Annotated in this window: 10 protein-coding genes; all 10 read right to left on the reverse strand. The window is 73.8% G+C overall.

Translation table 11 applies throughout. The features are described from left to right. Positions 1-149: 149 nt before the first annotated feature. On the reverse strand, positions 150-311 hold the full coding sequence (locus ACZ3TI_RS35670; protein ID WP_465733782.1) for a hypothetical protein: 162 nt from the start codon (positions 309-311) through the stop codon (positions 150-152). Between the two features lie 189 nt (positions 312-500). Then, on the reverse strand, positions 501-2168 hold the full coding sequence (locus ACZ3TI_RS35675; RefSeq protein WP_465733784.1) for a saccharopine dehydrogenase C-terminal domain-containing protein: 1668 nt from the start codon (positions 2166-2168) through the stop codon (positions 501-503). Then, positions 2165-3793 carry a class I tRNA ligase family protein gene (locus ACZ3TI_RS35680; protein ID WP_465733786.1) on the reverse strand — a complete coding sequence of 543 codons (1629 nt, stop codon included), beginning with the start codon at positions 3791-3793 and terminating at the stop codon, positions 2165-2167. Before ACZ3TI_RS35680 ends, ACZ3TI_RS35675 begins: the two co-directional genes overlap by 4 nt. Before the next feature lie 54 nt (positions 3794-3847). Next, entirely contained in the window at positions 3848-5257 is a 1410-nt protein-coding gene (locus tag ACZ3TI_RS35685; protein WP_465733788.1) for a SidA/IucD/PvdA family monooxygenase, read from the reverse strand. A 138-nt stretch (positions 5258-5395) separates the two neighbouring features. Next, entirely contained in the window at positions 5396-5698 is a 303-nt protein-coding gene (locus ACZ3TI_RS35690; RefSeq protein WP_465733790.1) for a hypothetical protein, read from the reverse strand. Between the two features lie 435 nt (positions 5699-6133). Further along, a complete protein-coding gene (locus ACZ3TI_RS35695) occupies positions 6134-6490 on the reverse strand; it encodes a hypothetical protein (RefSeq protein ID WP_465733792.1) in 357 nt (118 codons plus the stop codon). Positions 6491-6740: 250 nt separating this feature from the next. Beyond that, positions 6741-7754 carry a TauD/TfdA family dioxygenase gene (locus ACZ3TI_RS35700; RefSeq protein WP_465733794.1) on the reverse strand — a complete coding sequence of 338 codons (1014 nt, stop codon included), beginning with the start codon at positions 7752-7754 and terminating at the stop codon, positions 6741-6743. An 86-nt stretch (positions 7755-7840) separates the two neighbouring features. Beyond that, on the reverse strand, positions 7841-8686 hold the full coding sequence (ddaH, locus tag ACZ3TI_RS35705; protein WP_465733796.1) for a dimethylargininase: 846 nt from the start codon (positions 8684-8686) through the stop codon (positions 7841-7843). Positions 8687-8751: 65 nt separating this feature from the next. Beyond that, positions 8752-13320: an amino acid adenylation domain-containing protein gene (locus tag ACZ3TI_RS35710; RefSeq protein ID WP_465733798.1), complete on the reverse strand. Its 4569-nt coding sequence runs from the start codon at positions 13318-13320 to the stop codon at positions 8752-8754. A 3-nt stretch (positions 13321-13323) separates the two neighbouring features. Next, positions 13324-25806, reverse strand: a complete 12483-nt coding sequence (locus ACZ3TI_RS35715; protein WP_465733800.1) for a non-ribosomal peptide synthetase — start codon at positions 25804-25806, stop codon at positions 13324-13326.

Raw genomic sequence — 25806 nt, forward strand, 5'->3', positions numbered from 1 at the left:
CCCCTCCCCCCCCCGGCCCCGGCCGTCTTAGACCCCAACCCACCCCCCCCCCCCCCCCCCCCGCGGGGGGGGCCCGCCCCGCCCCCCCCCCCCCCCCCCGCTTCTCTGTCGTGCGTCGTGCGTCTTCCTGCCGTGCGCTTCGCCGGAGGTCAGTCCCAGCCCATGCTGTCGCCCGACTGCGGGGTGACGGTGCTCGTCGCGGCCGTCGGCTGTGCCGACGGGGCGTCGGCGGCGGTCGCGACGGAAGAACCCAGCACCGAGCACAGGACGGCGAGCAGGGCGACGAGGGCCGGGCGGGCGATCTTCTGCATGGTGGAACTCCTGCGAGTGATGGGACCGGAGAGCGTGTGCCCGGGCCGGCCGTCCGCCGCGCCCCGGGCTGTGATCACCAGACTGGCCGCTCGGACACCCCGCTGTCTGCACAAACGGGCGGCATGGTGTTGCCCTGGCAACACCATGCCGCCCGTCGGCGCGTCACCTCACGGCGCGGGCCGCCGAGATCAGGGCAGCCACCACACCGAGACCACCTCGATCGGCTTCTCGCCGTCGTTGTGCAGCTGGTGGGTGTGCTCGCTGTCGTAGAAGAAGTGCTCACCGGCCGACACCCGGCGCGGAACGCCGTCCACCGACAGCACCCCGGAGCCGCTGCGCACGAACCAGACCTCCCGCTCCGGGTGGCAGTCCGCGGCCGTGGTCACGCCCGGCGGGACGTGGATGTGCGCGAAGGTGAACGGTGCCACCGGCTCGGGGCTGTCGGGCAGCTCCAGCACCGCGAGGTGGGCGCCCGAGGGGCGCAGCTTGAACTCCGCCTCGGGCAGCAGGGCGGTGAACTCCTCGGTCACGCTCATGCGTTGGTCTCCATCGGATCGGGGTGGTTCGGCTTGGAATGGTTTGGTTCGGGGTGGTTCGGGGCCGGGTCGCCCGGCTTGCGCGGGTTGCTCCGGGCCGGGTCGGCCGGGTTGCTCCGGGCCGGGTCGGCCAGGGCGAAGTGGTGCAGGTCCTCCTCGGCCGGCCGCGGGCCGGCGGTGACCCGCTCGGTGACCTGCACGCCGGCCGCTCGCAGCTCCGCCAGCAGCTCGTCGCCGTACCGGCCGGCGAACACCTCCTGCGGGGTGCAGGCCGTACTCGGCTGGCAGTCCGGCCGCGAGCAGCCGGACGCAGGCGGCCAGGGTGAAGCCGGTGAGCCGGGCCATCGAGGTGAGGCCGTCGGTGTCCAGCCGGTCCACCACGGTGGTGGTGGCCGTCTCGAAGTCCTCGTCGCCGCCGCCGGTGGCGCGGATGTGCAGCAGCGTCACGTCCACGTCCCCGTCCCGGCGGCGGACGTGCTCGGCGAGCACGTCGTCGAGGACCGCCCGCGGTGCCACCTGCGAGTCGTGCACCGTGCGCGGCTGCTCGTCGAGCAGTCCGCACTCGGCGAAGGCCCGGACCTTCTGCGCGTAGCCGGGCCAGCGCAGCGTCTTCTGGCTCACCTCGGGGACGCGCCCCAGCACCGGGTCGTCGACCAGGCTCGGCAGCATCCCGTCGTCGTAGGCCTCCAGGGTGCCGAGGCCGGCCACCCGCACCGACTCCACGCCGCCGAACCGCGGCACCTGCACCAGCGAGCCGCCGCGCACGCTCCAGGTCGCCCGGGGCGTGATGGTCAGCCGGTCCCCGTACAGGGCGAGGTGGTTGAGCGGCGGGCGGGGGTTGAGCGGGATGCCGCCGCACCAGATCCGCAGCTGCTCGCAGGTACGGAGCCTGGCGGCGGCGCGGCGGGCCAGGATCTCGGTCAGGCCGGGCTCCAGGCCGACCGGCAGGATCAGCCGGGTCCGGCCCCGGCGGGCCGCCTCGTCGAGCCCGGTGAGCCCGTCGTCCGGCGGACGGCCGATGCCGGTGGCGGCGGTCCCGGAGGCCACCAGCCGGTCCAGCAGCGGCCGGGCCGCGACCCAGGGCAGGGCGACCGCCACGGCGTCCGCGCCGCCCACCGTCCGCTGGAACTCCGCGTCGCCGGTGTCGCCGACCAGCGTCCGGACCGAGGCCCCGGTGCCGGCCCGCAGCCGGGCTGCCACCTCCTCGACCCGCTCCGGGTCGCGGTCGGCCAGGACCAGGTCGGCGTCCGGGTCGGTCGCGGCGAGTCGCAGGGCGGCCGCGGCCCCCATCGGCCCGCAGCCGACCACCGCGTACCTCATACGGCGACCGCCGTCCGGGCCGCGCCGGGGCCGTCCGTCCGGCTGTCGCCGGCCGCGGCGGCCGCATCGGCCGCGGTCAGCAGCGTGCCGTCCCAGCGCACGCCCTCCGCCGCCAGGCCGAGCCGCTGCCGGAGCGCCGCGCAGGTCTCCGGCAGGAAGGGCAGGCCGGCCACCGCGACCGTCCGCAGCACCTGGAGCGCCAGGGCCCGGTACTCGCCGGCCTCCCGCTCCGGCGCGGCGGCGGCCAGGGTCAGCGCCTCCTGCCCGTCCCGGACCAGCCGCAGCAGCGCGTGGGCCGCCGAGCGGCAGGAGAAGGACTCCAGCCGGTAGGCCCGCCACAGGTCCTGGGCCCAGGTGGCGCAGCCCGCCGCCAGCGCGGCCGGCCCCTGGCCGAACTGCCCCGTCCCACCGCCGGCTTCCGGTGCCGTGGCGCCGAGCTCCTCGGCCCAGGCCAGCAGCCGTCCGGCCAGCCCGTGGGCGGGCGAGGCGAGGAACTCCTCCATCGTGAAGTCGGTCTCGCCGGTCTCCGGGCGGGTCAGCGAGGTGTACAGCCGGGCCTCGTCGGCGCAGCTGCGCGCCACCAGGTCCCGGGCCCACACCAGGTGGTTGCGGGAGGTCGAGAACTTGGCCCCGTCCAGCCGGTAGAAGTACGACATGTCCAGGTAGCTCGGCAGCGGTGCGACACCCGTTCCGGCGGCCAGCAGCACGGCCGGCAGGATGAACAGCCGCTCGAAGGCGTTGTCGAAGCCGAAGAACATCGCCGAGGGCGAACCCTCCGGGGCGGCCCCCGCCTCCCGGGCCCGCTCCACCATCACCTGGTAGCGCCCGGCCAACTCGAAGCACGGGTAGATGCTCTGACCTTCCGTCAGGTCATCGAGCCGCTCCGGGAGCGGGATGCCCAGCGCCGACACGTAGCTGACCGGCACCTCGGGCAGCTCCCGGGACAGCACCAGGTCGGCGTACCGGCGGGCGGCCGGCGACAGGTGCGCCCCGGCGAGCCAGCCGGTCAGCTCCTCGTGCAACGGCTCCAGCAGCAGGTAGAGCCGCTGCAGCGGCCGCAGTTCGGTCTCGCCGCCGCACACCGAACAGGTGCCGCCGACCAGTTCGGAGTCGTCGTGGTGCAGCGCGCAGGCCTCGCAGTCGATCCCCGCCGCGCCCTCCGTACCGCAGTGCGGGCAGATCCCGCTCACGTAGCCCTGGAAGCGCCAGTCCGCGCAAGCCGTGCAGTAGTGCGCGGGCCGGGTGCGCGGCTGCACCGCGCCCGACTCCCGGGCCCGCCGGAGCATCTCCAGCACCACCGCGTTGACCCGGTCCGCCTGGGCGGGCCGCAGCGCCACGTCCGGCTCGACGGCGGCCGACCGGAAGGTCTCCCAGATCCGCTCGCTGAGCAGGTCCGCGTACTCCAGGTACGGCACGCCGGCCCGCTCGGCGGCGAACATCACGTGGGTGTTCATCCAGGCGGTACCGAGCAGCAGCCGACCCTGCCCGCCGTGGAACTCGAGCGAGCGGCGGGCCACGTCGGCCGCCACGAACGGGCCGGCCAGGTGGCCGACGTGCAGGTCTCCGTTGGGGGTGGGGTTGCTCGGTGCGAACAGGACGGTGGCCGACGGGTCGGCGGTGGGCATGGTTCTCCTCGAGTGGTCGTAGGTCGGTCGGCGGGCCCGGGGCCGCCGGTCGGCTCAGGCGGGGACGCCGAGCTCCGCGGGGGCCCGGTCGCTCGCGGCGCTCACGCCGTCCGCACCGGTCGTGCCGGTCGTCGTCCGCTGCTCGCCGTTCGCCCGGGGGCCACCGGACGCGTAGCTGTGCAGGATGCGGTCGGAGAGCGCACCGAGGCAGCTGAGGTTGGCGAAGCCTGGTCCCTGGGCGAGCCCGGCCAGGGCGGGGACGTGCAGCCGGGGCCCGGGGGCCTCCACGGCCAGGTCGGCGGCCACGGCGCGCATCACGGAGCGCTGGTCGCCGAGGTCCACCCCGGCGTCGGCCGCCAGCTCCCAAGCGGTGGTCGCGGAGAGCAGCAGGCGCAGCTGGGCCAGCGGCGAGCTGCCGATGCAGTTCACCACCAGGTCGCAGTCGATCCGGCGGCGGCCGGCCGGTCCGTCCAGCTCGGCGCCGAGCCGGCCGTCCGCCCCGGAGCCGATGTACTCCACCCGGCCGGTCTCGAAGCCCAGCCGCGGGTCGCCGGCCAGGCCGGCCAGCATGCCGGGCGAGAGCACCCCGCGGTCGGTGCGCCGGATGAACTCCTCGCGCAGCGACTCCGGCAGCTCGCGCCACCCGGCGGCCTCGGGCTCCGAGTAGACCCCATTCTCCAGGTAGGACTCGGCCCGGCTGTACGGCGGGGTCGGCGAGACGATGGTGACCGCCGACACGGCGTCACCCAGCGTGCCGAGCAGGTAGGTCGCGAAGCTCGCCGCGCTCTCCCCCGCTCCGACCAGCAGCACTTCACGACCACCGCCGAGCCGCGGACGAACGGTCGAACGGTCCACCGACGCGGGGATCACCCGGTCCGCGGCGTCCTCGTCACAGGGCAGGGGACGCGACTCGCCCGGCCCGGTGAGCACCACGCCGTACGCCTCGAGCGACCGTGAACGGCCCTCCGCGTCCAGGTGGTCGACGGTCCACCGCTCCGGCCCCCGGTGCAGGCCGGTCACCCGGCCGCGGACCACCTCGACGCCCTCGGTGGCCTGCTGGAACACCCACTCCAGGTACTCGGCGAACACCCGGTGGGTGGGGGCCGGCCCGCCGGTGTCGACCCAGCGGCTGAACTCGCCCCGGGACACCAGGAAGCGCTGCCAGGAGAAGGTGCCGGCCATCATGGCGTCCACTTCCGCCCCGGCGGCCCCGAAAAGCCGTGAACTGCGGTACGGAAATCCGACGTCCTTCTCCGGCCTGGTGCCGAGGAATTCACTGCCGGTGGTATTTCCGTGGCGGCCGCTCCAGGAAGCGGCAATCTCCGCCGATTCGACCACCACAATGCGCACCTCGGCGATTTTCAACCGATTGAGACAGTGCGCCTTCGCCGCCAGACTTGCGGCCTTCGGGCCTCCCCCCACCACTAGCAGGTCATACGTGCCTGTGCTGCGACTGCGGTCCATGGATTCCCAGGTGTCTCGGGCAACCCGCGGACGGTGCTCCGCGGTTCTCTCCCGGCCATGGTTCCGCGCCGGACCGCCCCCAGTCACCCGTCCCGGCCTGCAGGACCGTGCAACGGCAGCATTCGGCCAAGAGCGGGGTCAGTCCAGCAGTCGATCGAAGTACTGCCGCACGATCATCTCCTCACTGCCTAGGATTGACCATCCGTCAAGAACCTCCCCCGGCATGGTCAACCGCAGACAGCCTTGGGCGACGGCGACCTCGGCGTGCTCCGCGTCGGCCCCCACCACGAACACCACCAGGACCGGCGGACACCGGTCCAGCCGGGCCGTCACATGCGCGGCCGCCGGCACCGCCCGCAGCACCGCGCCACGTATCCCCACCGGATCGACCGGGTCGTACGGAACAGCCGGAGCAGCCAGCGAGACGTGCACCAGATACATCTGCATTCCTTGTCGCCGCAGGGCTCGGCACAGGACTCGACCCCGACGAATGAAGAGCGCTCAGGCCCGGCCCGGGAGGCGCAGAACGGATGGAGGGTGCGCGGGCCGGGAATTCGGCGAAACCCTACTCACCGAGCCGATCGAGCGCAATTTCCTCACTACCCCGTCCACTTGAACCGCAGCTAAAGCTCGACGCCGGGCGGGCGGGCAAGCAGGTCTGCTTGTCCGCCCGCCCGGCGTCGAGGTGGAGGGAGAGTGCGCCTCAAGACCCGGGGGATCGTCTTGAGGCGCACTGTCCGGCCGGGGCCGGGGCCGGCATACGGGGGATGTGCCAACCCCGGCGTTCCAGCGGGTGCGCGGTGAGCGTTTCGCTCGGCCCGCGCCACCCGGGCTCGTGGTCCGCGTTTCGACAGCCAGTAGGCGGCCCGTGGACGGTCAGTACTTCTTGGAATCCGTGCAGGTCTTCCGCAACTCCGTGAGCCGGTTGTTCTGTTCGGCCAGGTAGTCGAGCACGGTACGGGCCCCGTTGTCCTTGGGCGACGCCTCGCGCAGGCCCCGCGCGGTGGAATCGATGGCCTTGCGCAGGTCGTCATCCGGCGCCGTCTTGGCCAGCTCGTCCAGCTTGTCCGCACGCTCGCGCACGTCCTTGCGGGCCTTCTCGGCGTCGTCGGGAAAGGGGTTGAACAGGGTCAGCCCCAGAACCTTGGAGCACACCTCGATCCGGTCCGCCTTCGTCTGGGTGTCGACCTTGCACGCGGTCACTCCGAGGGAGAGCAGGCAGGCTGCGGCCACGCAGAGCGCCCCCCGTCGGCCCGGCCGTCGACGCGCTCGGGCCGTGCTCCCTCCTGCTGCCAACGTTTCCACCACTGCGGCTCCTCTACCGGCGGCTCGCTTGCAGCGGATCGGCCTCACCGTCTCCACTGCCCCGCTTCTTCGGACGGCTCCATCGTCCCTCGCGGGGGCCGTGCGACGCATGGGTGCGGGCGCCCAGAAGCGGGTGCAGTGCACTGCACCACCGGGTGCCCGCCCGCCGTACACGGCTTCAGATGCCCTGGCTCACGTGGAGGTCGGACATGGCCACCAGGATGCGACGGTCACCGGCGAACGGCTCCCGGGCGTGGGTGGCCAGGAAGTTGTCGACCACCAGGACATCCCCGCGCTGCCAGGGCAGCGACACCGCGGCTTCCTGGTAGAGCTTGCCGATCAGCTCCACGGCCTCGTCCTCGATGGGGGCGCCGTCCCCGTAGAAGGCGTTGCGGGGCACGCCCTCCGGGCCGTACTCGTCCAGGAGGTACTCCGCCACCTCGTCCGGGAGGGTGGAGATGTGCCACATGTGGGCGTGGTTGAACCACACCGTTTCGCCGGTGTGCGGATGGCGGGCCACGGCCTGACGAACCGAACGGGTACGCAGCCCGTCGTCGCCGACCCAGGTGAACTCGGTGTGCGAGGCCCGGCAGTAGGCCTCCACCTCCGCCCGGTCGGTGGTCTGGAAGACGTCCTGCCAGGGGATGTCCAGCCCGGGGCTGTAGTTGCGCACATAGGCGACCCCGTGGCGCTGGAAGCGCTCGCGGATCTCCTGCGGGATCTTCGGGAAGACGGCCCGCTCACTGGCCACGGGGGTGGCGCCGCCGTGCGCGGACGGGCGGTCGCCGTAGAAGTACAGCCTGCTCGGCCAGTTGTGGGAGTAGGACATCTCGTGGTGGAAGTCGATCCACCGGTCGGCGGCCAGCTCGGTGGACGTGAAGACCTTGTCGGCGATCTCGGTGCGCGGCGCGGCCCGCTCCAGGTAGTCGAGCAGGTCGGGCGAGTACGCCCGGGCGGCGCTGCCGAACTCCTCGGGGCTGTCGACCGTGAAGCCGCGGAACAACAGGCAGCCGTGGCGGTGGAGTTCGTCGGTGAGGCGCGCGTGGTTGGCACCGATCCACCGGTCCAGGCGCACCCCCGGCTCGACGGCCTCGATGCGCAGCAGGAAGGGCTCGGGGCTCACGGGGGCGGTCACCACCCGGCCGCCGGTGAAGGGTGCTGAGGGGACGGAAGTGGCGTTCGGCTCGGTCACGAAGGGTCTCCAGTCAGGGAAGGTGAAGGCGCAGGGGACGGGGAGGGCGCGGCCGGGTCCGTTCCCGCGCCCTCACCGCCGTGACGTCAGGCAGCGGGCTCGCGCACCTCCAGGGTGCAGCACTTGACGCTGCCGCCGCCCTTGAGGAGCTCGCTCAGGTCCATTCCGATCGGCTCGAAGCCGCGCTCGCGCAGTTGTCGCGCGAGGCCGGTGGCCGCCTCGGGCAGCACCACGTGCCGTCCGTCACTGACCGCGTTGAGCCCGAACACCGCCGCGTCCTCCGGAGTGGCCAGCACCGCGTCGGGGTACAGCCGCTCCAGCACGGCGCGGCTGCCGGGCGAGAACGCCTGCGGGTTGTACATCACCTCGTTCTCGGACAGCACGGCCAGCGCGGTGTCCAGGTGGTAGTAGCGCTCGTCGATCAGCTCCAGGCTGATGACGGGGCAGCCGAAGAACTCCTGGGCCTCGGCGTGTGACCGGGGCGCGCTGCGGAACCCGGTGCCGGCCAGGATCAGGCCTCCGGTCACCAGGAAGTCACCCTCGCCCTCGTTGATGTGCTCGGGGTCGTGCAGTTCGGCGAAGCCGTTGTCCCGGAACCAGTCCAGGTAGGCCGGCCCCTCGGCGGACCGCTCGACGTTGCGGAAGCGGGCGCCCAGGACCTTGCCGTCGACCACCGTGGCGCCGTTGGCCGCGTAGACCATGTCCGGGTACCCCGGAAGCGGCTCTATCAGCTCCACCTCGTGGCCGAGTTCCAGGTAGAGCGCCCGCAGCTTCTCCCACTGGGTGACGGCCAGGTCGGTGTCCACCGGCTTGGCCGGGTCCATCCACGGGTTGATGCGGTAGGTGACCTCGAAGTGCGTGGGACGGCACATGAGGTAGCGGCGCCGACGGGCCTCGCGGACGGGGGCGGCGGACTGCGCTTGGTGCGTCATGTCTCTCCTCGGGAGGTGTGACGGACGATGGTGTGCGGTGCGAAGGGGGCCGCGCGGGGAGGCGTTCAGGGGGTGTCGCGAACGAGCTCGCGCAAACCGTCCAGCATCCCCGTCAGCAGCTCGGCGACGGACTCCTCGGTGAACCGGTCGGCGGGGTAGGTGCAGCTGAACTCCATCCGCCCGTCCTGCACCGAGCCCACCACGTCCAGCGGGTACGCCCGCCGCTCCGCGGGCTCGTGCTCCGCGCCGCCGTGCGGGACGTGGCGCACCACGAGCTCGTCGCCGGCGAGCGCGGAGTCCCACTGCCCCAGGTAGTTGAAGCCGACCAGCGCCCGCACCGGCTCCAGCTGAGGGCGGTCGGGCCGGTCGGCGGCGAGGTGGCGCAGCGCGCCGTAGCCGATGCCCTGCTGTGGGACCGCGCGCAGCTGCCGCTTGACCGTGCGGACCGCCGCGGACATCGGCGCGTCGGCCGGTACGGCCAGGGCCACCGGGTGGGCGGCGGTGAACCACCCGACCGTCCGGGACAGGTCGACACCCTCCAGGATGTCCTCCCGGCCGTGGCCCTCCAGCTCGATCAGGGTGCGCGGCCGGCCGGTCCAGGCGGTCAGCGCCCGTCCGAGCGCGGCCAGCAGCACCTCGTTGATCCGCGCGCGATGCACCCCGGGGACCCTGCGCAGCAACGCGTCGGTCTCCTCTGCGTTCAGCCGCTCCTGGACGGCCCGGGCGTCCTCGACCCGGCCCGGATCCGGGACCGGGGGCGCGTCCGCCGTGGTGGTCCGCCAGTGGTCGGCCTGGTCGTCGAAGCCGCCCGCCGCCGTGAACTCCGCCAGGCGGCGTGCCCAGCGGCCGAAGGAGGTGCTGCGCGGGCCGAGGTCGGCCTCCTTGCCGGCCGACAGCTGCCCGTACCCGATCCGCAGGTCGTCCAGCAGCACGCGCCAGGAGACGCCGTCCACGGCGAGGTGGTGCACGGTCAGGAAGAGCTGCGGTGCCCGGCCCGCGCCCAGGTCGAACAGCACCGCGCGCAGCAGTGGCCCCTCGGTGATGGACAGCCCGGTCTGGGCGGCGAGCACCGCCTCGTCCACCCGGCCGGGCAGCTCCTCGTCCGAGGTGGCGGACAGGTCCAGCCGGGCGAAGTGCCAGTGGCTCGGGTCGGGTTCGATGGTCTCCTGCCGCCACTGGCCGGCGGTGCGGGCGAAGCGCAGCCGCAGCGCGTCGTGGCGGTCGACGACGGCCCCCAGCGCATCCCGCAGGGCGTCGGTGTCGGTGCCCTGCGCGAGTTCGAGCAGGACGGACTGGTTGAAGTGGTGCGGGTTGGCGGTGTGGGTGTCGAAGAACCATTGCTGTACGGGGGTCAGCGGTACCGGCCCGGTGTCCGGCCGCTCGTCCCGCCGTGCCCCGGCGGTGTCGGCGGTGCGCACCACCTCGGCGAGCCGGGCCACGGTCCTGAGCTGGAAGAGCTCCTTGACCGTCAGCTCCAGCCCGGCCTGCCGGGCTCGGGAGACCACCTGGGTGGACAGGATGGAGTCGCCGCCGAGGTCGAAGAAGGCGTCGTGCACGCCGATCCGCTCCACGCCGAGGACGGTGCGGAAGATCTCCGCCAGCGCCTCCTCCCTTCCGGTGCGCGGCGCCACGTGCTCGCGCCGAGCCGTCACCGGCCGCTCGGCCAGCGCGCGCCGGTCCACCTTGCCGTGCGCCGTCAGCGGCATCCGGTCCAGCACGGCGAGGGCCGACGGGACCATGAACTCCGGTAGCAGCTCGGTCAGTTCTTCGTGCACCCGATCGGCGTCGAGCTCCTCCCCCGCGACCGGGACCAGATAGCCGACCAGCTGCTTGCGCCCGCCGTGGTCCAGCGCCAGGACGCACGCCTGGTCCACCCCGGGCAGTCGGGCCAGGGCGGTCTCGATCTCGCCCAGCTCGATCCGGAAGCCGCGGATCTTCACCTGGTCGTCGGTGCGCCCCCGGAAGTCGAGCTCCCCGCCGGGGAGCCAGGCGCCCAGGTCGCCGGTGCGGTACAGCCGCGCCTGCGGGTCGTCGCTGAAGGGGTGGCGGACGAAGCGCTGCCCGGTCAGCTCGGGGCGGCCGAGGTAGCCCCGGGCCACGCCGCGTCCGCCGATGAACAGTTCGCCGGTCACTCCCACCGGCACCGGCCGCAGCTCCTCGTCCAGGACGTAGACCTCCACGCCGGCGATCGGCTTGCCGATGGGCAGCCGGGCCGCGTCCGCGGGGATCTCGCCCTCGAACAGCGCCGCGCCGACGGTGGCCTCGGTGGGCCCGTAGCCGTTGACGAAGCGGTGCCGGACCGACCAGGCACGGGCCAGCTCGACGGGACAGCGGTCGCCGACCGCGAGCACGGTCGAGCCGGCGGCGAGGTCGGTGGGCTCCAGGGCCGCGAGGGCCGCGGGTGGCAGGCTCAGCAGCACCGGCTCACCCTTCGCAAGGCCGATGACCAGCTCGGGTCCGATCGCGTCGGCTCCGCTCTCGGGCAGGCACAGTGTGGCGCCGGAGGTCAGCGCGACGAAGGTCTCCCACACCGCGCCGTCGAAGCTGGGCGAGGACAGCTGGAGCACTCTGCCGCCCACCCCGAGCCCGAACCGTCGGGCGGTGGTCGTGACCATGTTGACCAGCCCGCGGTGACGGAGCAGCACGCCCTTGGGGGTGCCGGTGGAGCCGGAGGTGTAGATGACGTACGCCAGTGCCTCCGACCCCACTCGTGGTTCGTCGACGGCGGGCGCGACGGTGCCGTCGACGGTCCACGGCGCGTCCACGGCGACGGCGCGGGTGGCCTGGTCCGCGAAGTCGCCCAGCAGCGAGCGCTGGGTCAGCACGACCGGCGCCGCCGTCTCCGACAGCATCAGCGCCCGCCGGGCGGGCGGGAAGGCGGCGTTCAGCGGGAGGAAGGCGGAACCCGTCCGCAGCACGGCCAGGGTGGCCACCACCAGGTTCGGGCCGCGGTCGAGGCAGATGCCCACCACCGAACCGGGCGCCACTCCCAGGCCGGTCAGGTGCCGGGCCAACTCGCCGGACCTGCGCTCCAGTTCGCCGTACGTCAGCCGCTGCTCGCCGCACTCCACGGCGACCGCCTCGGGGTGCTCGGCCGCGCGCCGGGCGATCAGCTCGTGCACGCCGATGTCGTCGATGTCCGGCGCGGGGGTGCGGGCCCACTCGCCGGTCAGCCGCCGGTGCTCGTCCTCGGTCAGCAGTGCCAGCTCGGCCCAGGGCAGGTCGGGTGCGGCCACGATCGAGCCGAGCAGTGTCACCAGGTGCCCGCACAGCCGCCGCACGGTGGCGGCGTCGAACAGATCGCCGCTGTACTCGACGTCCACGCCCAGCGAGCCGTCGGGCCGCTCCTCGAAGCCGAGGACGAGGTCGAAGCCGGTGCTCGCCTGGGGGAGCCGGTACTGCTCGACGCCCAGCCCGCTGAGCTCCAGCTGCGCCTCCGGGGCGTTCTGCAGGACGATCAGGACTTGCGCCAGCGGCATCCGGCCCGCGTCACGCTCGGGCCGGACCGCGTCCACCACCTGTTCGAAGGGCACGTTCTCGTGCTGGAAGGCCTCCAGCACGGATTCACGGGTGCCCGCCAGCAGCTCGGTGAACGACTGGCCGGGTTCCAGCCGGGCCCGCAGCACCAGGGTGTTCAGGAAGAAGCCGACCACCTCCTCCAGGCCGGGGTGCCCGCGCCCGGCCACCGGCGTGCCGACGGCGACGTCACGCTGCCCCGTCCAACGGGCCAGCAGCACCTGGGTGGCCGCGGTCAGCGTCATGAACAGCGTGGCCCCGCACCGCCGGGACAGGGCGCGCAGCCCGTCGGCCACCCCGGCCGGTACGGCGACGGACGCCACGTCCCCGGCCGAGGTTCGCACGGCCGGCCGGGGCCGGTCGGTCGGCAGCTCCAGTGGCGACAGGCCGGCCAGCTGCTCCTTCCAGTAGTCCAGCGACGGTGCCAGCGCGTCCGGCGAGCACTGTTCGCGCTGCCACACCGCGAAGTCGGCGTACTGCAGCGGCACCGGCGCCAGGTCGGCGGCCAGGCCCTCTCGTTCGGCCCGGTACAGCTCGCCGATCTCCCGGGTGACGATGCTCAGCGACCACCCGTCGTGGTTGATGTGGTGCAGCGTCAGGACGAGGACGTGCTCCCGCTCCGCCAACCGGACCAGCAGGGCCCGCAGCAGCGGACCGGTGCGCAGGTCGAAGGGCCGGACCAGGTCCCGCGCCACCGCGCGGTCCAGCTCCGCCTGCCGGTCCGCGCCGTCGAGTCCGGTCAGGTCGACCTGCTCGAAGGGGACGTCGAACTCCTCGCGCGGGATCTGCACCGGCGTTCCGCCGACCGAGTCGAAGGTGGTGCGCAGGGCCTCGTGCCGCCGCACCACGCCGATGAGGGCGGAGCGCAGCACCCCGGCGTCGAGCTCACCGGTCAGCCGCAGCCCGAAGGAGGAGTTGTAGCCGACCGAGTCCGGTTCCAACTCACTGAGGAACCACAGGCGTTGCTGTGAGAACGACATCGGCAGCGGCCCGCTGCGCGACACCGTCGGGATGCCCGGCTCCTCCGCCGGGCCGTCGGATCCGGCCAGGCGGCGCAGCAGTTGTTCGCGCAGGTGCGCCGGCAGCGCGGCGATCCTGTCCTCGCGCGATGTGGACACGTCTCAGGCCTTCCGTTCCGGGCCGGCAGTGCCGTCCGCTGTGGTTCCCTCGGTGGCGGTGCGCTCCAGCTCCCGCAGCAGCGCCTCCTCGATCAGCTCGGCGAAGGCGGCCAGCGTCGGGGTCTCGAGCAGTTCCCGGAAGCTGGGCCGGACGCCGAAGGCCCGCTTGATCTGGGAGAGCGTCTTCAGGCTGAGGATGGAGTGCCCGCCGAGGGCGAAGAAGTCGTCGTGGGCGCCGACCCGCTCCACCTCCAGGACGTCGGCCCAGATCTTCGCCAGGGCCTTCTCGGTGTCGGTGCGCGGTTCCACGTACTCGGAGCCCGCGGCCTGCGGCACCCCGGTCTCCAGCAGGGCCTTGCGGTCCACCTTGCCGTTGGAGTTGAGCGGGTACTGCGCCACCGGCACCAGCACCGGCGGCACCATGTAGTCCGGCAGCCGCTCGGCGAGGTGGGCGCTCACCGCCTCGGCGTCGAAGGCCGCCGGGTCGGCCACCCGGACGTATCCGGCCAGGCGCTCGACCTCACCCTCACCGAGGACCGCGACCACCGCCTCCTCGACGTCCGGGTGGCCGGTCAGCGCGTGCTCGATCTCGCCCGGCTCGATGCGGTAGCCGCGCAGCTTGATCTGGTGGTCCAGGCGGCCCAGGAACTCCAGCGTCCCGTCAGGCAGGCGGCGCACCCGGTCGCCGGTGCGGTAGAGGCGCTCGCCGGAGCCGAAGGGGGCCCGGACGAAGGAGCGCTCGGTCAGCTCCGGCTGGTGGAGGTACTCCCTGGCCAGCCCGGCACCGGCCAGGCACAGCTCGCCGGGGGCGCCGACCGGCAGCACGCCGAGGTCCTTGTCCAGGACGTACGCCCGGGTGTTCTGCACCGGGCGGCCCAGCACCGGGCGTTCGCTGTCGGCCAGCCGGGTGGTCACGGCGTCCACCGTGCACTCGGTCGGGCCGTAGAAGTTGAAGCTCATCAGCCCCGGCCGGGCTCGCAGCAGGTCCCACAGCCCCTGGCCGATCGACTCGCCGCCCAGGGCCAGGCCGCGCAGGCTCGACCGGTCCAGCAGGCCGGTGTCGACCAGCTGCTGGAAGTAGGACGGCGTGGTCTGCAGGAACTCGATGCCCTCATCGACCAGGTGGTCGGCCAGCGCCTGGGCGTCCCGGCGGGTGGTGTCGTCGACGATGTGCAGCTCGTTGCCGTCGGCCATCCACAGCACCGGGTTCCACGAGGCGTCGAAGGACGCCGGGGCCAGGTGCGCGACCCGCACCGCCCGGCCGTCCGCGCTCGCCCTGACCGGGCCGAAGACGGTACGGCGGTGGCTGTCGAACAGGTTGGCCAGGCTCCTGTGCTCGACCACCACGCCCTTGGGGCGCCCGGTCGAACCGGAGGTGTGGATGATGTACGCCGGGTCGTCCGGGGAGACGGTGGTCACCGGCGCGGTGGCGGGCCGGGCGGCGATCCGCTCCCGCTCCTCGTCCAGGCTCACCACCGCGGCCCGGCCCTGCGGCAGCCGCTCGCGCAGACTGCCGTGGGTCACCACGACGGGGGCCTCGGTGTCCTCCAGCAGCAGGGCGAGGCGCTCGGCGGGCGCCCCCGGGTCGACCGGGGTGTAGATGCCGCCGGCCTTGAGCACCGCCAGCAGCGCCGTGACCAGGTCCGTGCCGCGCTCCAGGAGCACCGCCACCGGGGCCCCGGCGCCGACTCCCCGCTCGGCCAGGTGGTGCGCCAGGCGGTTGGCGGCGGCGTCGAGTTCGGCGAAGGTGAGCCGACCGTTCCGGTCCACCGCGGCGACGGCCTGCGGGGTGCGTGCCGCCTGCTCGGCGAACTGCAGGTGCACCGGGCGGTCGTCGAAGGTGATCCGCGGGCCCTGGTGGGCGGTGAGCACCTCCCGCCGGTGCTCGGCGCTGAGCTCGCCGAGCTGGGCGACCGTGCGCTCCGGCGCGTGGGCGATCTCCTCCAGCAGGGCGCGCAGGTCGGCCAGGACGCGCTCGGCGGTCTCCGGCTCGAACAGCACCGGGTCGTAGGCGAGCCGGAAGGCCAGCCGCCCGGCCGGGAACACGGCCAGCACCATCGGGAAGTTGGTGAACTCCATCGCCTGGGGGTCGCGCAGGCTCACCCCGTAGTCGGCGCCCATCTCGCCCTCGTACGGGTAGTTCTCGACGACGATGTAGCTGTCGTACAGGCTGGTGCCGGCCTGGACCTGCGCCCAGCCCCGGATCTGCGACAGCGACACGAACTCGTGGCTGCGTGACTCGGTCTGCTCCTGCTGCAGCTCGGCCAGCCAGTCGAGCAGCCGCCGCTCGCCGTCCACCCGGGTGCGCACCGGGATGTTGTTGATGAAGATGCCGGCGATCGACTCGACGCCGGGCAGGTCGGCGGGCCGCCCGGACACCGCCGAGCCGAAGCACACGTCGGTCCGCCCCGAGTAGCGGGACAGCAGCAGCGCCCACGCGCCCTGCGCGAGCGTGTTGACGGTGAGCCGGTGCCGCTTGACCAGCTCACCGAGCAGGTCGGAGGTCTCCTGGGGGAGCTGGAAGGAGATCCGGGCCCGCGAGCCGGTCCATTCGGTGCCCGGCAGGTCGTGGTCGACCGGCAGCGGGGTCGGCTCGGTGTGGCCCTCCAGCACGCCGCGCCAGTGCCGCTCGGCGGCCCGCGGGTCCTGGCGGTCCAGCCAGGCCACGTAGTCGCGGAACGGCCGACGGGCCGGCAGCGGGCCCTGCTTGAGGCCACGCACCCGCAGGTAGTGCTCCAGCAGCTCGGCCAGCAGGTCCGCGCTGCTCCAGCCGTCCAGCAGCACGTGGTGCGAGGTCCACACGATCCGGACACTGCGCCGCGTCTCGGCGATCAGGGTGACCCGGGACAGCGGCGCGACGGTCAGGTCCATGCTGCGGGCCCGTTCCTCGTCCAGGAGCCGTTCGAAGCGCCCGGCGCGCTCGGCCTCGCCGAGCCCGGTCCAGTCGAGGATCTCCACCGGCATCCGTACGCCGTGGTGCACCACCTGCAGCGGGTCGTCCACGTTCTCCCAGACGACGGCGGTGCGCAGGATCGGGTTGCGGTCGGTCAGCAGCTGCCAGGCCTCGGCGAGCGCGTCGAGGTCGTCGACGCCGTCCAGGACGAACGACAGGTGGCCCAGGTAGATGCTCTCGCCGGGCTCGGTGAGGCTGTGGAACAGCAGCCCGGCCTGCATGGGCGTGAGCGGGTAGAGGTCGTCGATCCGCCCGCCGTGCTCGGCGAGCCGGTCCAGCGTCTGCTGGTCCACCCGCGCCAGCGGGAAGTCCGACGGCGTGGCGCCGCCGGCGCCGGCCTCGGCGCAGTGCGCGACGATGCCGCGCAGGGCGTCCACCAGCCGCTCGCCGAACCGCTCGACGGTCGCGGTGTCGTGCACGGCCGTGGAGTGGAACAGGGAGATCTCCAGCCGGCCGGCCCGGACCTGGGCGACGACGTCCAGGAGGTACTCCAGCGTCTCCTCGGGCGCCTGCTCGGTGCCGAAGCCCAGACGGACGTCGCGGACCAGGTCGCCGCCGTCCGCCGACTCGTTCGCCTGGCCCAGGTAGTTGAAGCACACCTGGGCCCGCGGGGACTCGGCGAGGATCTCGGCGGGCGAGCCGGCCGGGCTCAGGTGGCGCAGCGCGCCGTAGCCGACGCCGCGTCGCGGCACCGCGCGCAGCTGCTCCTTGACCTCCTTCAGCCGCTCGCCCCAGTCCTCGCCGGACGGGGTGAGCGCCACCGGGAAGGCGCTGGTGAACCAGCCGGCGGTGCGGCTGGTGTCGACGTCGTCGAAGAGGTCCTCGCGGCCGTGGCCTTCCAGGTCGAACAGCACGCTCCCGCGGCCGGTCCAGTCGGCCAACGCGGTGCCGAGCGCGGTGAGCAGGACGTCGTTGACCTGGGTGCGGTAGGTCGCCGGGACGTCGTGCAGCAGCGCCCGGGTGTCCTCCTCGCCCACGGACACCCGCACCTCGCCCGCCGAGGCGATCGTCGCCTCGCCCGGGTGGTCGACCGGCAGGTCCGGCTCGGCCCGGCGGCCGGTGGCCACCCAGTGGTCCAGCTCGTCGTCGAAGCCGCCCGCCGCGGTGTGCTCGGACAACCGCAGCGCCCAGTCGCGGAACGACGTGGTCCGCTCGCCCAGGTCGACCGTCCGGCCCGCCGCCGCCTGCGCGTAGGCGGTCTCCAGGTCGCCGAGCAGCAGCTGCCAGGACACCGCGTCGACGACCAGGTGGTGGGCGGTCAGGAAGAGCTGCGGAGCGCGGCCCGGACCGTGGTGGAACAGGACCGCGGCGACCGGACGGCCGGCGGCGAGGTCGAAGCCGGCCTGGGCACGGGAGGCGGCCGCGTGCACGGCCTCCTCGGGGGCGTCCCGGCCGGACAGGTCCACCTCCTCCAGCGGCCATTCGGCGCCCGCCGGGGTGACCTCCTGCTGCCATCGCCCGTACGAGCTGGTGTAGCGGGCCCGCAGCTGGTCGTGGTGGTCCAGCAGGGCGTCGAGGGCGCGGCGCAGCGCGGCGACGTCCGGCGCCTCGGACAGTGTGACGAGCACCGACATGGTGGAGTGGTGCGGTGCGGCCGAATGGCTGTCGAAGAAGGTGCGCTGGATCGGGGTCAGCGGCACCCGGCCCACGACCGGCTCGGCACGCCGGGTGTCGGCGGCCCCCTGCGCCGTCTCGGCGGCAGTTGTCGCGAACGCCAACTCGGCGACCGTCTGGTGGGCGAACAAGTCCTTGGACGACAACGTAATCCCCTTCTGCCGTGCTCGGGTCACGACTTGGATGCTCAAGATGGAGTCGCCGCCGAGGTCGAAGAAGTTGTCCTCGACCCCGACCCGGTCGACGCGCAGGACCTGGGCCCAGACCTCGGCCAGGGCCTGCTCGACCCGGTTGCGGGGCGCCACGTGTCCGGTGCCGCGCGCCGTCTCCGGGTCCGGCGCGGGCAGGGCGCGGCGGTCGACCTTGCCGTTCGCGTTCAGCGGCAGCGCGGCCATCTCGACGAACACCGCGGGCACCATGTACCGCGGCAGCGTCTCCTCCAGGTGGGCGCGCAGCTCCACGGCGGCGAACGGCCGCCCCGGCGCGGGCACGGCGTAGCCGACCAGGCGGGCCGGGCCGTCGCCGTCGGTCCGTGCGGCGACCACGGCGTCGGCCACTGCGGGGTGGCGCCGCATGGCGGCCTCGACCTCGCCCAGTTCGATCCGGAAGCCCCGGATCTTGACCTGATCGTCGGCCCGCCCGGCGAACTCGATGTCGCCGTCGGCCCGTCGACGGACCAGGTCCCCGGTGCGGTAGAGCCGGGCGCCGGGCTCGGCGGAGAACGGGTCGGGCAGGAACCGCTCCTCGGTCAGCTCGGGCCGGTTCAGGTAGCCCCGGGCCACGCCGGGGCCGCCGAGGTACAGCTCGCCGACGACGCCGACCGGGACGGGCCGGCGCGTCTCGTCGAGCACGTAGGTGCGCGCCCCGGGGATCGCCCGACCGACCGGCACTCCGGCGCCATCCGGTACCCGGTCCGCCCGGACGGGGTACGCGCAGGACTCCACGGTGGCCTCGGTGACGCCGTAGGAGTTGAGCACCAGGGTGTCCGCGGCGGTCTGCGCGAGGAGCCGGCGGCAGTCCTGCGTCCGCCAGTTGTCGGAGCCGACGGCGAGCACGCGCAGCGGCGGCAGTCCGGTGCCCCGCCGCTCGGCCTCCTCGACCACCGCGTTGGCCAGCGAGGGCACGGTCTCCAGATGGGTCACCCGGGCCGTGTGCATCAGGTCCAGCAGCTGCCCCGGGTCGGTGGTGGCCTCGGTGCTCGCGATGACCAACGTACCGCCGTGGCACAGCACGTGCGCCAGGTCGGAGACGAACACGTCGAAGGACATGCTGGCCACGTTGAGCTGGCGGGCCGGCGGTACGTCCGCGAGCCGGTACAGCTGCTTCCACGCCTCGGCGGCGTAGGCGACGCTACGGTGCTCGACCATGACGCCCTTGGGCCGTCCGGTGGAGCCGGAGGTGTAGATCACGTAGGCGAGGTGGCCGGGGGTGACGCCGGAGGCCGGAGTCCGCGCGGGAAGCCCGGAGATCCGCGGCCACTCCTCGTCCAGCCGCAGCGCCGGCACGCCGTCGGGCAGTCGGCCGGCCACCGCGGACTGGGTGAGCACCAGTTCGGCGGCGCTGTCGGCGAGGACGTACGCCAGCCGATCGGCGGGGTGCGCGGGGTCCAGCGGCAGGTAGGCGCCACCGGCCTTGAGCACGCCCAGCAGGGCCACCACCATGTGCAGCCCGCGCTCCACGCAGATGGCGACCACCGAGTCCGGGCGCACGCCGCGCGCGGCCAGCTCCTGGGCCAACCGGTCGGCCATCTCGTCCAGTTCGGCGTACGTGAGCGAGGCCTGGCCGTAGACCACCGCCTCGGCGTCCGGGGTGAGCCGGGCGTGCCGGGCGATCAGCTCGTGCAGGCAGCCCTCGTCGAAGGGGATGGGGGACCCGCTCCAGTCGCCGAGTAGCAGGGCCCGCTCCTGCGCGGTGAGCATGGGCAGCTCCGCCACGGTCCGGTCCAGCCCGTCCGCCATGCCGCGCAGCAGCGCCGCCAGGTGCTCGGCCATCCGGGCCACCCGGGCATGGTCGAACAGGGCGGGGTCGTAGGCGAGTTGGAGGGCGAGCCGGTCCCCGTCGAGGTAGGCGGTCAGGTCCAGCGGGTAGCTGGTGGTGTCCACCGCCGTGACGCCGGTGACCGCCAGCCCGTGCGCGGCCGCCGCCCCCTCGTTGCCCGGGTAGTTCTCGAAGACCACGATGCTGTCGAACAAGCGGGTGCCGCGCGGAAGTTCGGAGGCGGCGTGGACCTCGGTCAGCGGCGCGTACTCGTAGTCGCGGGACTCGACCTGCTCCTCCTGCAGCCGCCGCAGCCAGGCCGACAGGTGGTCGTCCTCGGCCACCAGGGTCCGCACCGGCAGGGTGTTGAGGAAGTTGCCGACCATCTCCCCCACGCCCGGCAGGTCGGCCGGACGGCCGGAGACGGTGGCCCCGAAGCAGATGTCCCGCTCGCCGCTGTAGCGGGACAGCAGCAGCGCCCAGGCGCCCTGGACCAGGGTGTTGAGGGTGAGCCGGTGGCCGCGGGCGCGCTCGGTGAGCGCGGCGCAGTGCCCCGGCTCGAGCTCCACGCGGACCCGCTCGGCGGCCTCGGACTGGTGGCCCGGCACCGGGTGGCGGTCGTACGGGAGCGGGGTGGGCGAGTGCAGCCCGGCCAGTGTCCGGCGCCAGTGCTCCCGGGCCCGGGCACCGTCCTGGCGGCCGAGCCACTGGACGTAGTCGCGGAACGGGGGCCGGCCCGGGACGGCCCGCGCCGGCGCCTCCCCGTCGACGAGGGCTCGGTAGCAGGCGAAGAGGTCGCCGAGGATCCGGGAGGTGCTCCAGCCGTCGAGGACGATGTGGTGGAAGGTCCACACGACGCGGACGGCGCTGTCGCTCTCCCGGGCCAGCACCACCCGGGTCAGCGGGCCGACCGACAGGTCCATCCCGGACCGCCGCTCCTGGGCCATCAACTCGCCGAGCAGCACGACCCGTTCGTCTGCCGTGCGGTCGCGCCAGTCCAGGGTTCGCACGCTCGGCCGGGCGTCGCGCCGGACGATCTGCAGCGGGCGTTCGACGCCCTCCCACACCAGGTGGGTGCGCAGTGCCGGGGTCGCCTCGGCGACCCGCTGCCAGGCCGTGGCCAGCGCGTCGGCGTCGCCGGCGCCGTCCAGGAGGAAGGAGACGTGGTCGAGGTAGGCGCCGTCCGGCTCGGTGAGCGCGTGGAAGAGCATGCCGGTCTGCATCGGGGTGAGCGGGTAGATGTCCGCCACCTGGCCGCCGGTGCCGGCCAGGCGGTCCACTGCGGCCTGGTCGAGGCCGGCCAGCGGGAAGTCGGACGGGGTGGCGCCGCCGGTGTCCGGCTGCAGGCAGTGCTCGACCAGGCCGCGCACCGCGCCGACCAGGCCGTCGGCCACCGCCCGCACGGTCGTTTCGTGGTGCACGTCCTGCGCGTAGTAGAGCGTGAACTCCAGCTTCCCGCCGCGGACTTCGCCGACGATGTCGAGCAGGTGCGGGCGGGTCTCCAGCGGGCTGTGGTCCCGGCCGAAGTCGAACTCGACGTCCGTGTACAGTCCGTCGCCGCCGGCGTCCCGCCACTGCCCCAGGTAGTTGAAGCTGACGGCGGGCGAGCACTCGGGCAGGGCGGCACGGCCGCCGGCCAGGTGGCGCAGCGCTCCGTAGCCGACACCGCGCCTCGGAACCGCCCGCAGGCCTTCCTTGGTGGACTTGATCAGCTCGCCCGCCCCGTCGCCGCGCGGGACGGTCAGCAGGACGGGGAAGATCGACGTGAACCACCCGGTGGTGCGCGAGACGTCCACCCCGTCGAGGATCTCCTCGCGGCCGTGGCCCTCCAGGTCGACCATCACCCGCTCGTCCCCGGTCCAGGCGCACAGGGTCTGGCCGAGCGCGGTGAGCAGGATGTCGTTGACCTGGGTGCGGTAGACCGCCGGCACCCGGTGCAGCAGGGCGTCGGTGGCTTCGGCGTCCAGCACGGCACGCACCCGGCGCACCGATGCCATGGTGTTCCCGCCGTCGCGGTCGACCGGCAGCGGCGCGGTCGGCCGGGCGGCCAGCTCCCGCCAGTGGTCCAGCTCGTCGTCGAAGCCGCCCGCCGCGGTGTGCTCGTCCAGGCGGCGGGCCCAGTCGAGGAAGGAGGTGGTCTTGGCACCCAGGTCCACCGGCCGGCCGGCCGCCGTCCGGGCGAAGGCCCGCTCCAGGTCCTCCAGCAGGATCCGCCAGGACACCCCGTCGACGACCAGGTGATGGACGGTCAGGAACAGCCGGTCCGGCTCACCGGGCGCCCCGGCGAACAGCAGGGCGCGCAGCAGCGGGCCCTCGTCGAGGTCGAGCCCGGCCTGGGCCCGCTCGGCCAGCGCGGCGGTGGTGTGCTGCCGCTGCGCGGCGTCGAGCCCGCTCAGGTCGACCCGCTCCAGGGCGATCCCCTCCCCCACGGGCAGGTTGACCTGGCGCAGCTCGGCGCCCCGGCCGGGGAAGCGCATCCGCAGCGCGTCGTGGTGGGCGACCACGCCGCGCAGCGCCTCCGCGAGCGCCCGCTCGTCGGTGTCCGGGGCGAGGGTGAGCAGCACGGACTGGTTGAAGTGGTGCGGGGCGCGGGTGTGGTGGGCGAGGAACCACCGCTGGACGGGGGTCAGCGGGGCCTCCCCGGTGACCGCCCCGGTGTCGGCTCCGGCGGTGACCCGGACGGCCGCCCGCGCCAGTTCGGCCACGGTCTGCCGGGCGAAGACGTCCTTGGAGGTCAGCTCCCAGCCGGCCTGCCGGGCCCTGGCGACGACCTGGATGCTGAGGATGGAGTCGCCGCCGAGGTCGAAGAAGTTGTCGCGGGTACCCACCCGCTCGAGGCCGAGGACCTCGGACCACACCTGCGCCAGCGCCTGTTCGGCCTCGCCCTCGGGGGCGGTGTGGTCACCGCCGGGCGTGTGCTGCTCGGCAGGTGCGGGCAGTGCGCGCCGGTCCAGCTTGCCGCTGGCGGTGAGTGGGAACCGGTCGAGCACCACGAAGGCGGAGGGCACCAGGTAGCCGGGCAGCCGGGCCTCGGCGAAGGCGCGCAGGCCGGCCGACTCGACCGGCTCGTCGCCGGACTGCCGCACGTAGCCGACCAGTTGCTTGCGCTCACCGTCCTGGCGCACCGTCACCACGGCGGCGGCGACCAGCGGGTGCTGTTCCAGGACGGACTCGATCTCGCCCGGTTCTATGCGGTAGCCGCGCACCTTGACCTGCTGGTCGGTGCGGCCGAGGAACTCCAGGGTGCCGTCGCCCCGCCAGCGCACCAGGTCGCCGGTGCGGTACATCCGGGCTTCCGGGGTGTCGGAGAAGGGGTCGGCGGTGAAGCGTTCCCCGGACAGCTCGGGCAGGTTGAGATAGCCGCGGGCCACGCCCGGGCCGCCGATGTACAGCTCGCCGGGGACCCCGGCGGGCACGGGCGCGCGGCGCTCGTCCAGCACGTACACCGAGGTGTTGACGATGGGCCGGCCGATCGGGATCGGGGTGGTCCCGTCGGCCTCGCGGACGTGGTGCCAGGTCGCGAAGGTGGTGGTCTCGGTGGGGCCGTAGCCGTTGACCAGGCGCTGCGGCGGCGCGGCCGCGAGGACCTCGGCCGCCCGTCGCGGGTTGACGGCGTCGCCGCCGAAGAGCAGGTTCCGCAGCCGGCCGAAGGCGGCCGGGTCGACGGCCGCCACCTGGTCGAACACCCCGGCGGTCAGCCACATGGTGGTGATGCCCAGCCGGTCGATGGCCGCACTCAGCGCCCGTGCGTCCAGCAGGGTCTCGCGGTCCAGCGGCACCAGCTCGGCCCCGGCGGTCAGGGCGCCCCAGATCTCGAAGGTGGCGGCGTCGAAGGTGACGTCCGCGGCCTGGGCGACCACGTCGTCCGGGCGCAGCGGCGCGTAGTCGGCGGAGCTGACCAGCCGGACGATCGAGCGGTGCTCGACGACGACGCCCTTGGGCGTGCCGGTGGAGCCGGAGGTGTACAGCACGTAGGCCGCGTCGCTCGGGCCGGCCGCGACCCGCGGGGCGTCCTGCGGGCGGGCGGCGATCGCCTCGGCCTCCTCGTCCAGCAGGACCGTCCGGGTGTGGTCGGCGGGTATCCGGCCGACCAGGGTACGGTCGGTCAGGCAGAGCGGCGCCCGGGTGTCGTCGAGGATGTACGCCAGCCGCTCGGCCGGGTGGTCCGGGTCCAGCGGCACGTAGGCGCAGCCGGCCTTGAGCACGGCCAGCAGGGCCTGGTAGAAGTCGGCTCCGCGGGGCAGGCAGACCGCGACGTAGCCGCCGGGCCGGGCGCCCCGGGCGATCAGGTGGTGGGCGAGCCGGTTGGCGCGCTCCTCCAGCTCGCGGTAGCTGAGCCCGCCCGTCCCACCGCCGATCGCGATCGCGTCCGGATCGCGCCGGGCCCGCTCGGCGACCAGGTCCGGCACGGTGGCGTCGGCCGGGTACGGGACGCGGTTGTCGCCCCACTCGCGGGTGAGGGTGCGCAGTTCGCCGGCGGTCAAGAGCGGGAGGTCGCCCGCCGGGCGGTGCGGGTCGGCCGCGATGCCCGCGAGCAGTACGCCCAGGTGGCCGGTGAGGCGGTCCATGGTGTCGGCGTCGAACAGGTCGGTGTTGTACTCGACGGTGCCGGCCAGTTCGCCGGAGGCGGTCTCGGTGAACTCCAGCGTCAGGTCGAAGACCGAGGACACCGATGCCGGGCGGAACTCCGTCACCTCCAGCCCCGGCAGTGAGATCTCGCCGGCGGGGGTGTTCTGCAGGACGACCGCGGCCTGCACCAGCGGGGTGCGGCTCGGGTCCCGCTCGACGCGCAGCGCGTCCACCAGCCGGTCGAAGGGGAGGTCCTGGTGGGCCAGGGCGTCCCACACGGTGCCCACGACCCGTCCGAGGAAGTCGGTGAACGGCAGGTCGGCGTCCACGTCCGAGCGCAGCACCAGGGTGTTGACGAAGAATCCGACCAGCGGCTCCAGTTCGCTGCGGTCCCGTCCCACGGTCACGGTGCCCACCGCGATGTCCCGCTGCCGGGAGTAGCGAGACAGCAGCACCTGCGAGGCGGCCACCAGCACCGAGAAGAGCGTGCCGCCGTGCCGCTTCCCCAGCTCGGCCAGCTCCCGGGCCACCTCGGCCGGGACGACGAAGCGGGCCAGTGCCCCGTTGGTGGTGCGCACGGCGGGCCGGGGCCGGTCGGTGGGCAGCTCCAGCGGCTCCACTCCGGCCAGCGCGTCCTTCCAGTAGGACAGCTCGGACTCCTGCCGGGCGTCGGTCAGGCGCTCGCGCTGCCAGGCGGCGAAGTCGCGGTAGCGCACCGGCAGCGGGGGCAGCCGGTGCTCGCGGCCCTCCCGTGCGGCCCCGTAGAGCTCGCCCAGCTCGCGGGCGATCACGCCCTTGGACCAGCCGTCGGAGGCGATGTGGTGCATGTCGAGCAGCAGGACGTGCTCGACGGCGCCCAGGCGCAGCAGCACGGCCCGGAGCAGTCGGCCCTCGGCGAGGTCGAAGGGGCGGCTCAGTTCGGCCCGCAGCAGCTCGTCCACCCGCTCCTGCCGGGCCGGCTCGGGCAGGCCGCTGAGGTCCTGTACGGCCAGGTCCACCGGGGCGGCGGGGCGGACGACCTGGTGCGGCCTGTCCCCGATGACGGCGAAGGCGGTGCGCAGCGGCTCGTGGCGGTCGACGAGCTGTCCCAGCGCGGCGGCGAGCGCCCTGCGGTCCAACTCTCCGCGCAGGCGCAGCCCGACGGCGGAGTTGTACTCGACGCCCCCGGACTCGTACCGGTCCAGGAACCACAGCCGTTCCTGGCCGAACGACAGCGGGGCGGGCCGGCCCTCGTCGACGGGGCGGATGGTGTCTGCTTCCGGATCCGGTCCGGTCCGGTCGTTCAGCCGCTGCTCCAGTAACGCGTCGAGGGCGGCGTCGTCCAGGAGGTCGAGGTCGTCGGGCTCGGGTGCGCCGGCGGTCTGTTCGGGCAT

The sequence above is a fragment of the Kitasatospora sp. NPDC023120 genome (assembly GCF_055560835.1).

Excerpts from the sequence above, each read along its gene's own strand:
- ACZ3TI_RS35670 (WP_465733782.1), bottom strand. The coding sequence starts at position 311 with ATGCAGAAGATCGCCCGCCCGGCCCTCGTCGCCCTGCTCGCCGTCCTG.
- ACZ3TI_RS35675 (WP_465733784.1), bottom strand. The coding sequence starts at position 2,168 with ATGAGGTACGCGGTGGTCGGCTGCGGGCCGATGGGGGCCGCGGCCGCC.
- ACZ3TI_RS35680 (WP_465733786.1), bottom strand. The coding sequence starts at position 3,793 with ATGCCCACCGCCGACCCGTCGGCCACCGTCCTGTTCGCACCGAGCAAC.
- ACZ3TI_RS35685 (WP_465733788.1), bottom strand. The coding sequence starts at position 5,257 with ATGGACCGCAGTCGCAGCACAGGCACGTATGACCTGCTAGTGGTGGGG.
- ACZ3TI_RS35690 (WP_465733790.1), bottom strand. The coding sequence starts at position 5,698 with ATGTATCTGGTGCACGTCTCGCTGGCTGCTCCGGCTGTTCCGTACGAC.
- ddaH (WP_465733796.1), bottom strand. The coding sequence starts at position 8,686 with ATGACGCACCAAGCGCAGTCCGCCGCCCCCGTCCGCGAGGCCCGTCGG.
- ACZ3TI_RS35715 (WP_465733800.1), bottom strand. The coding sequence starts at position 25,806 with ATGCCCGAACAGACCGCCGGCGCACCCGAGCCCGACGACCTCGACCTC.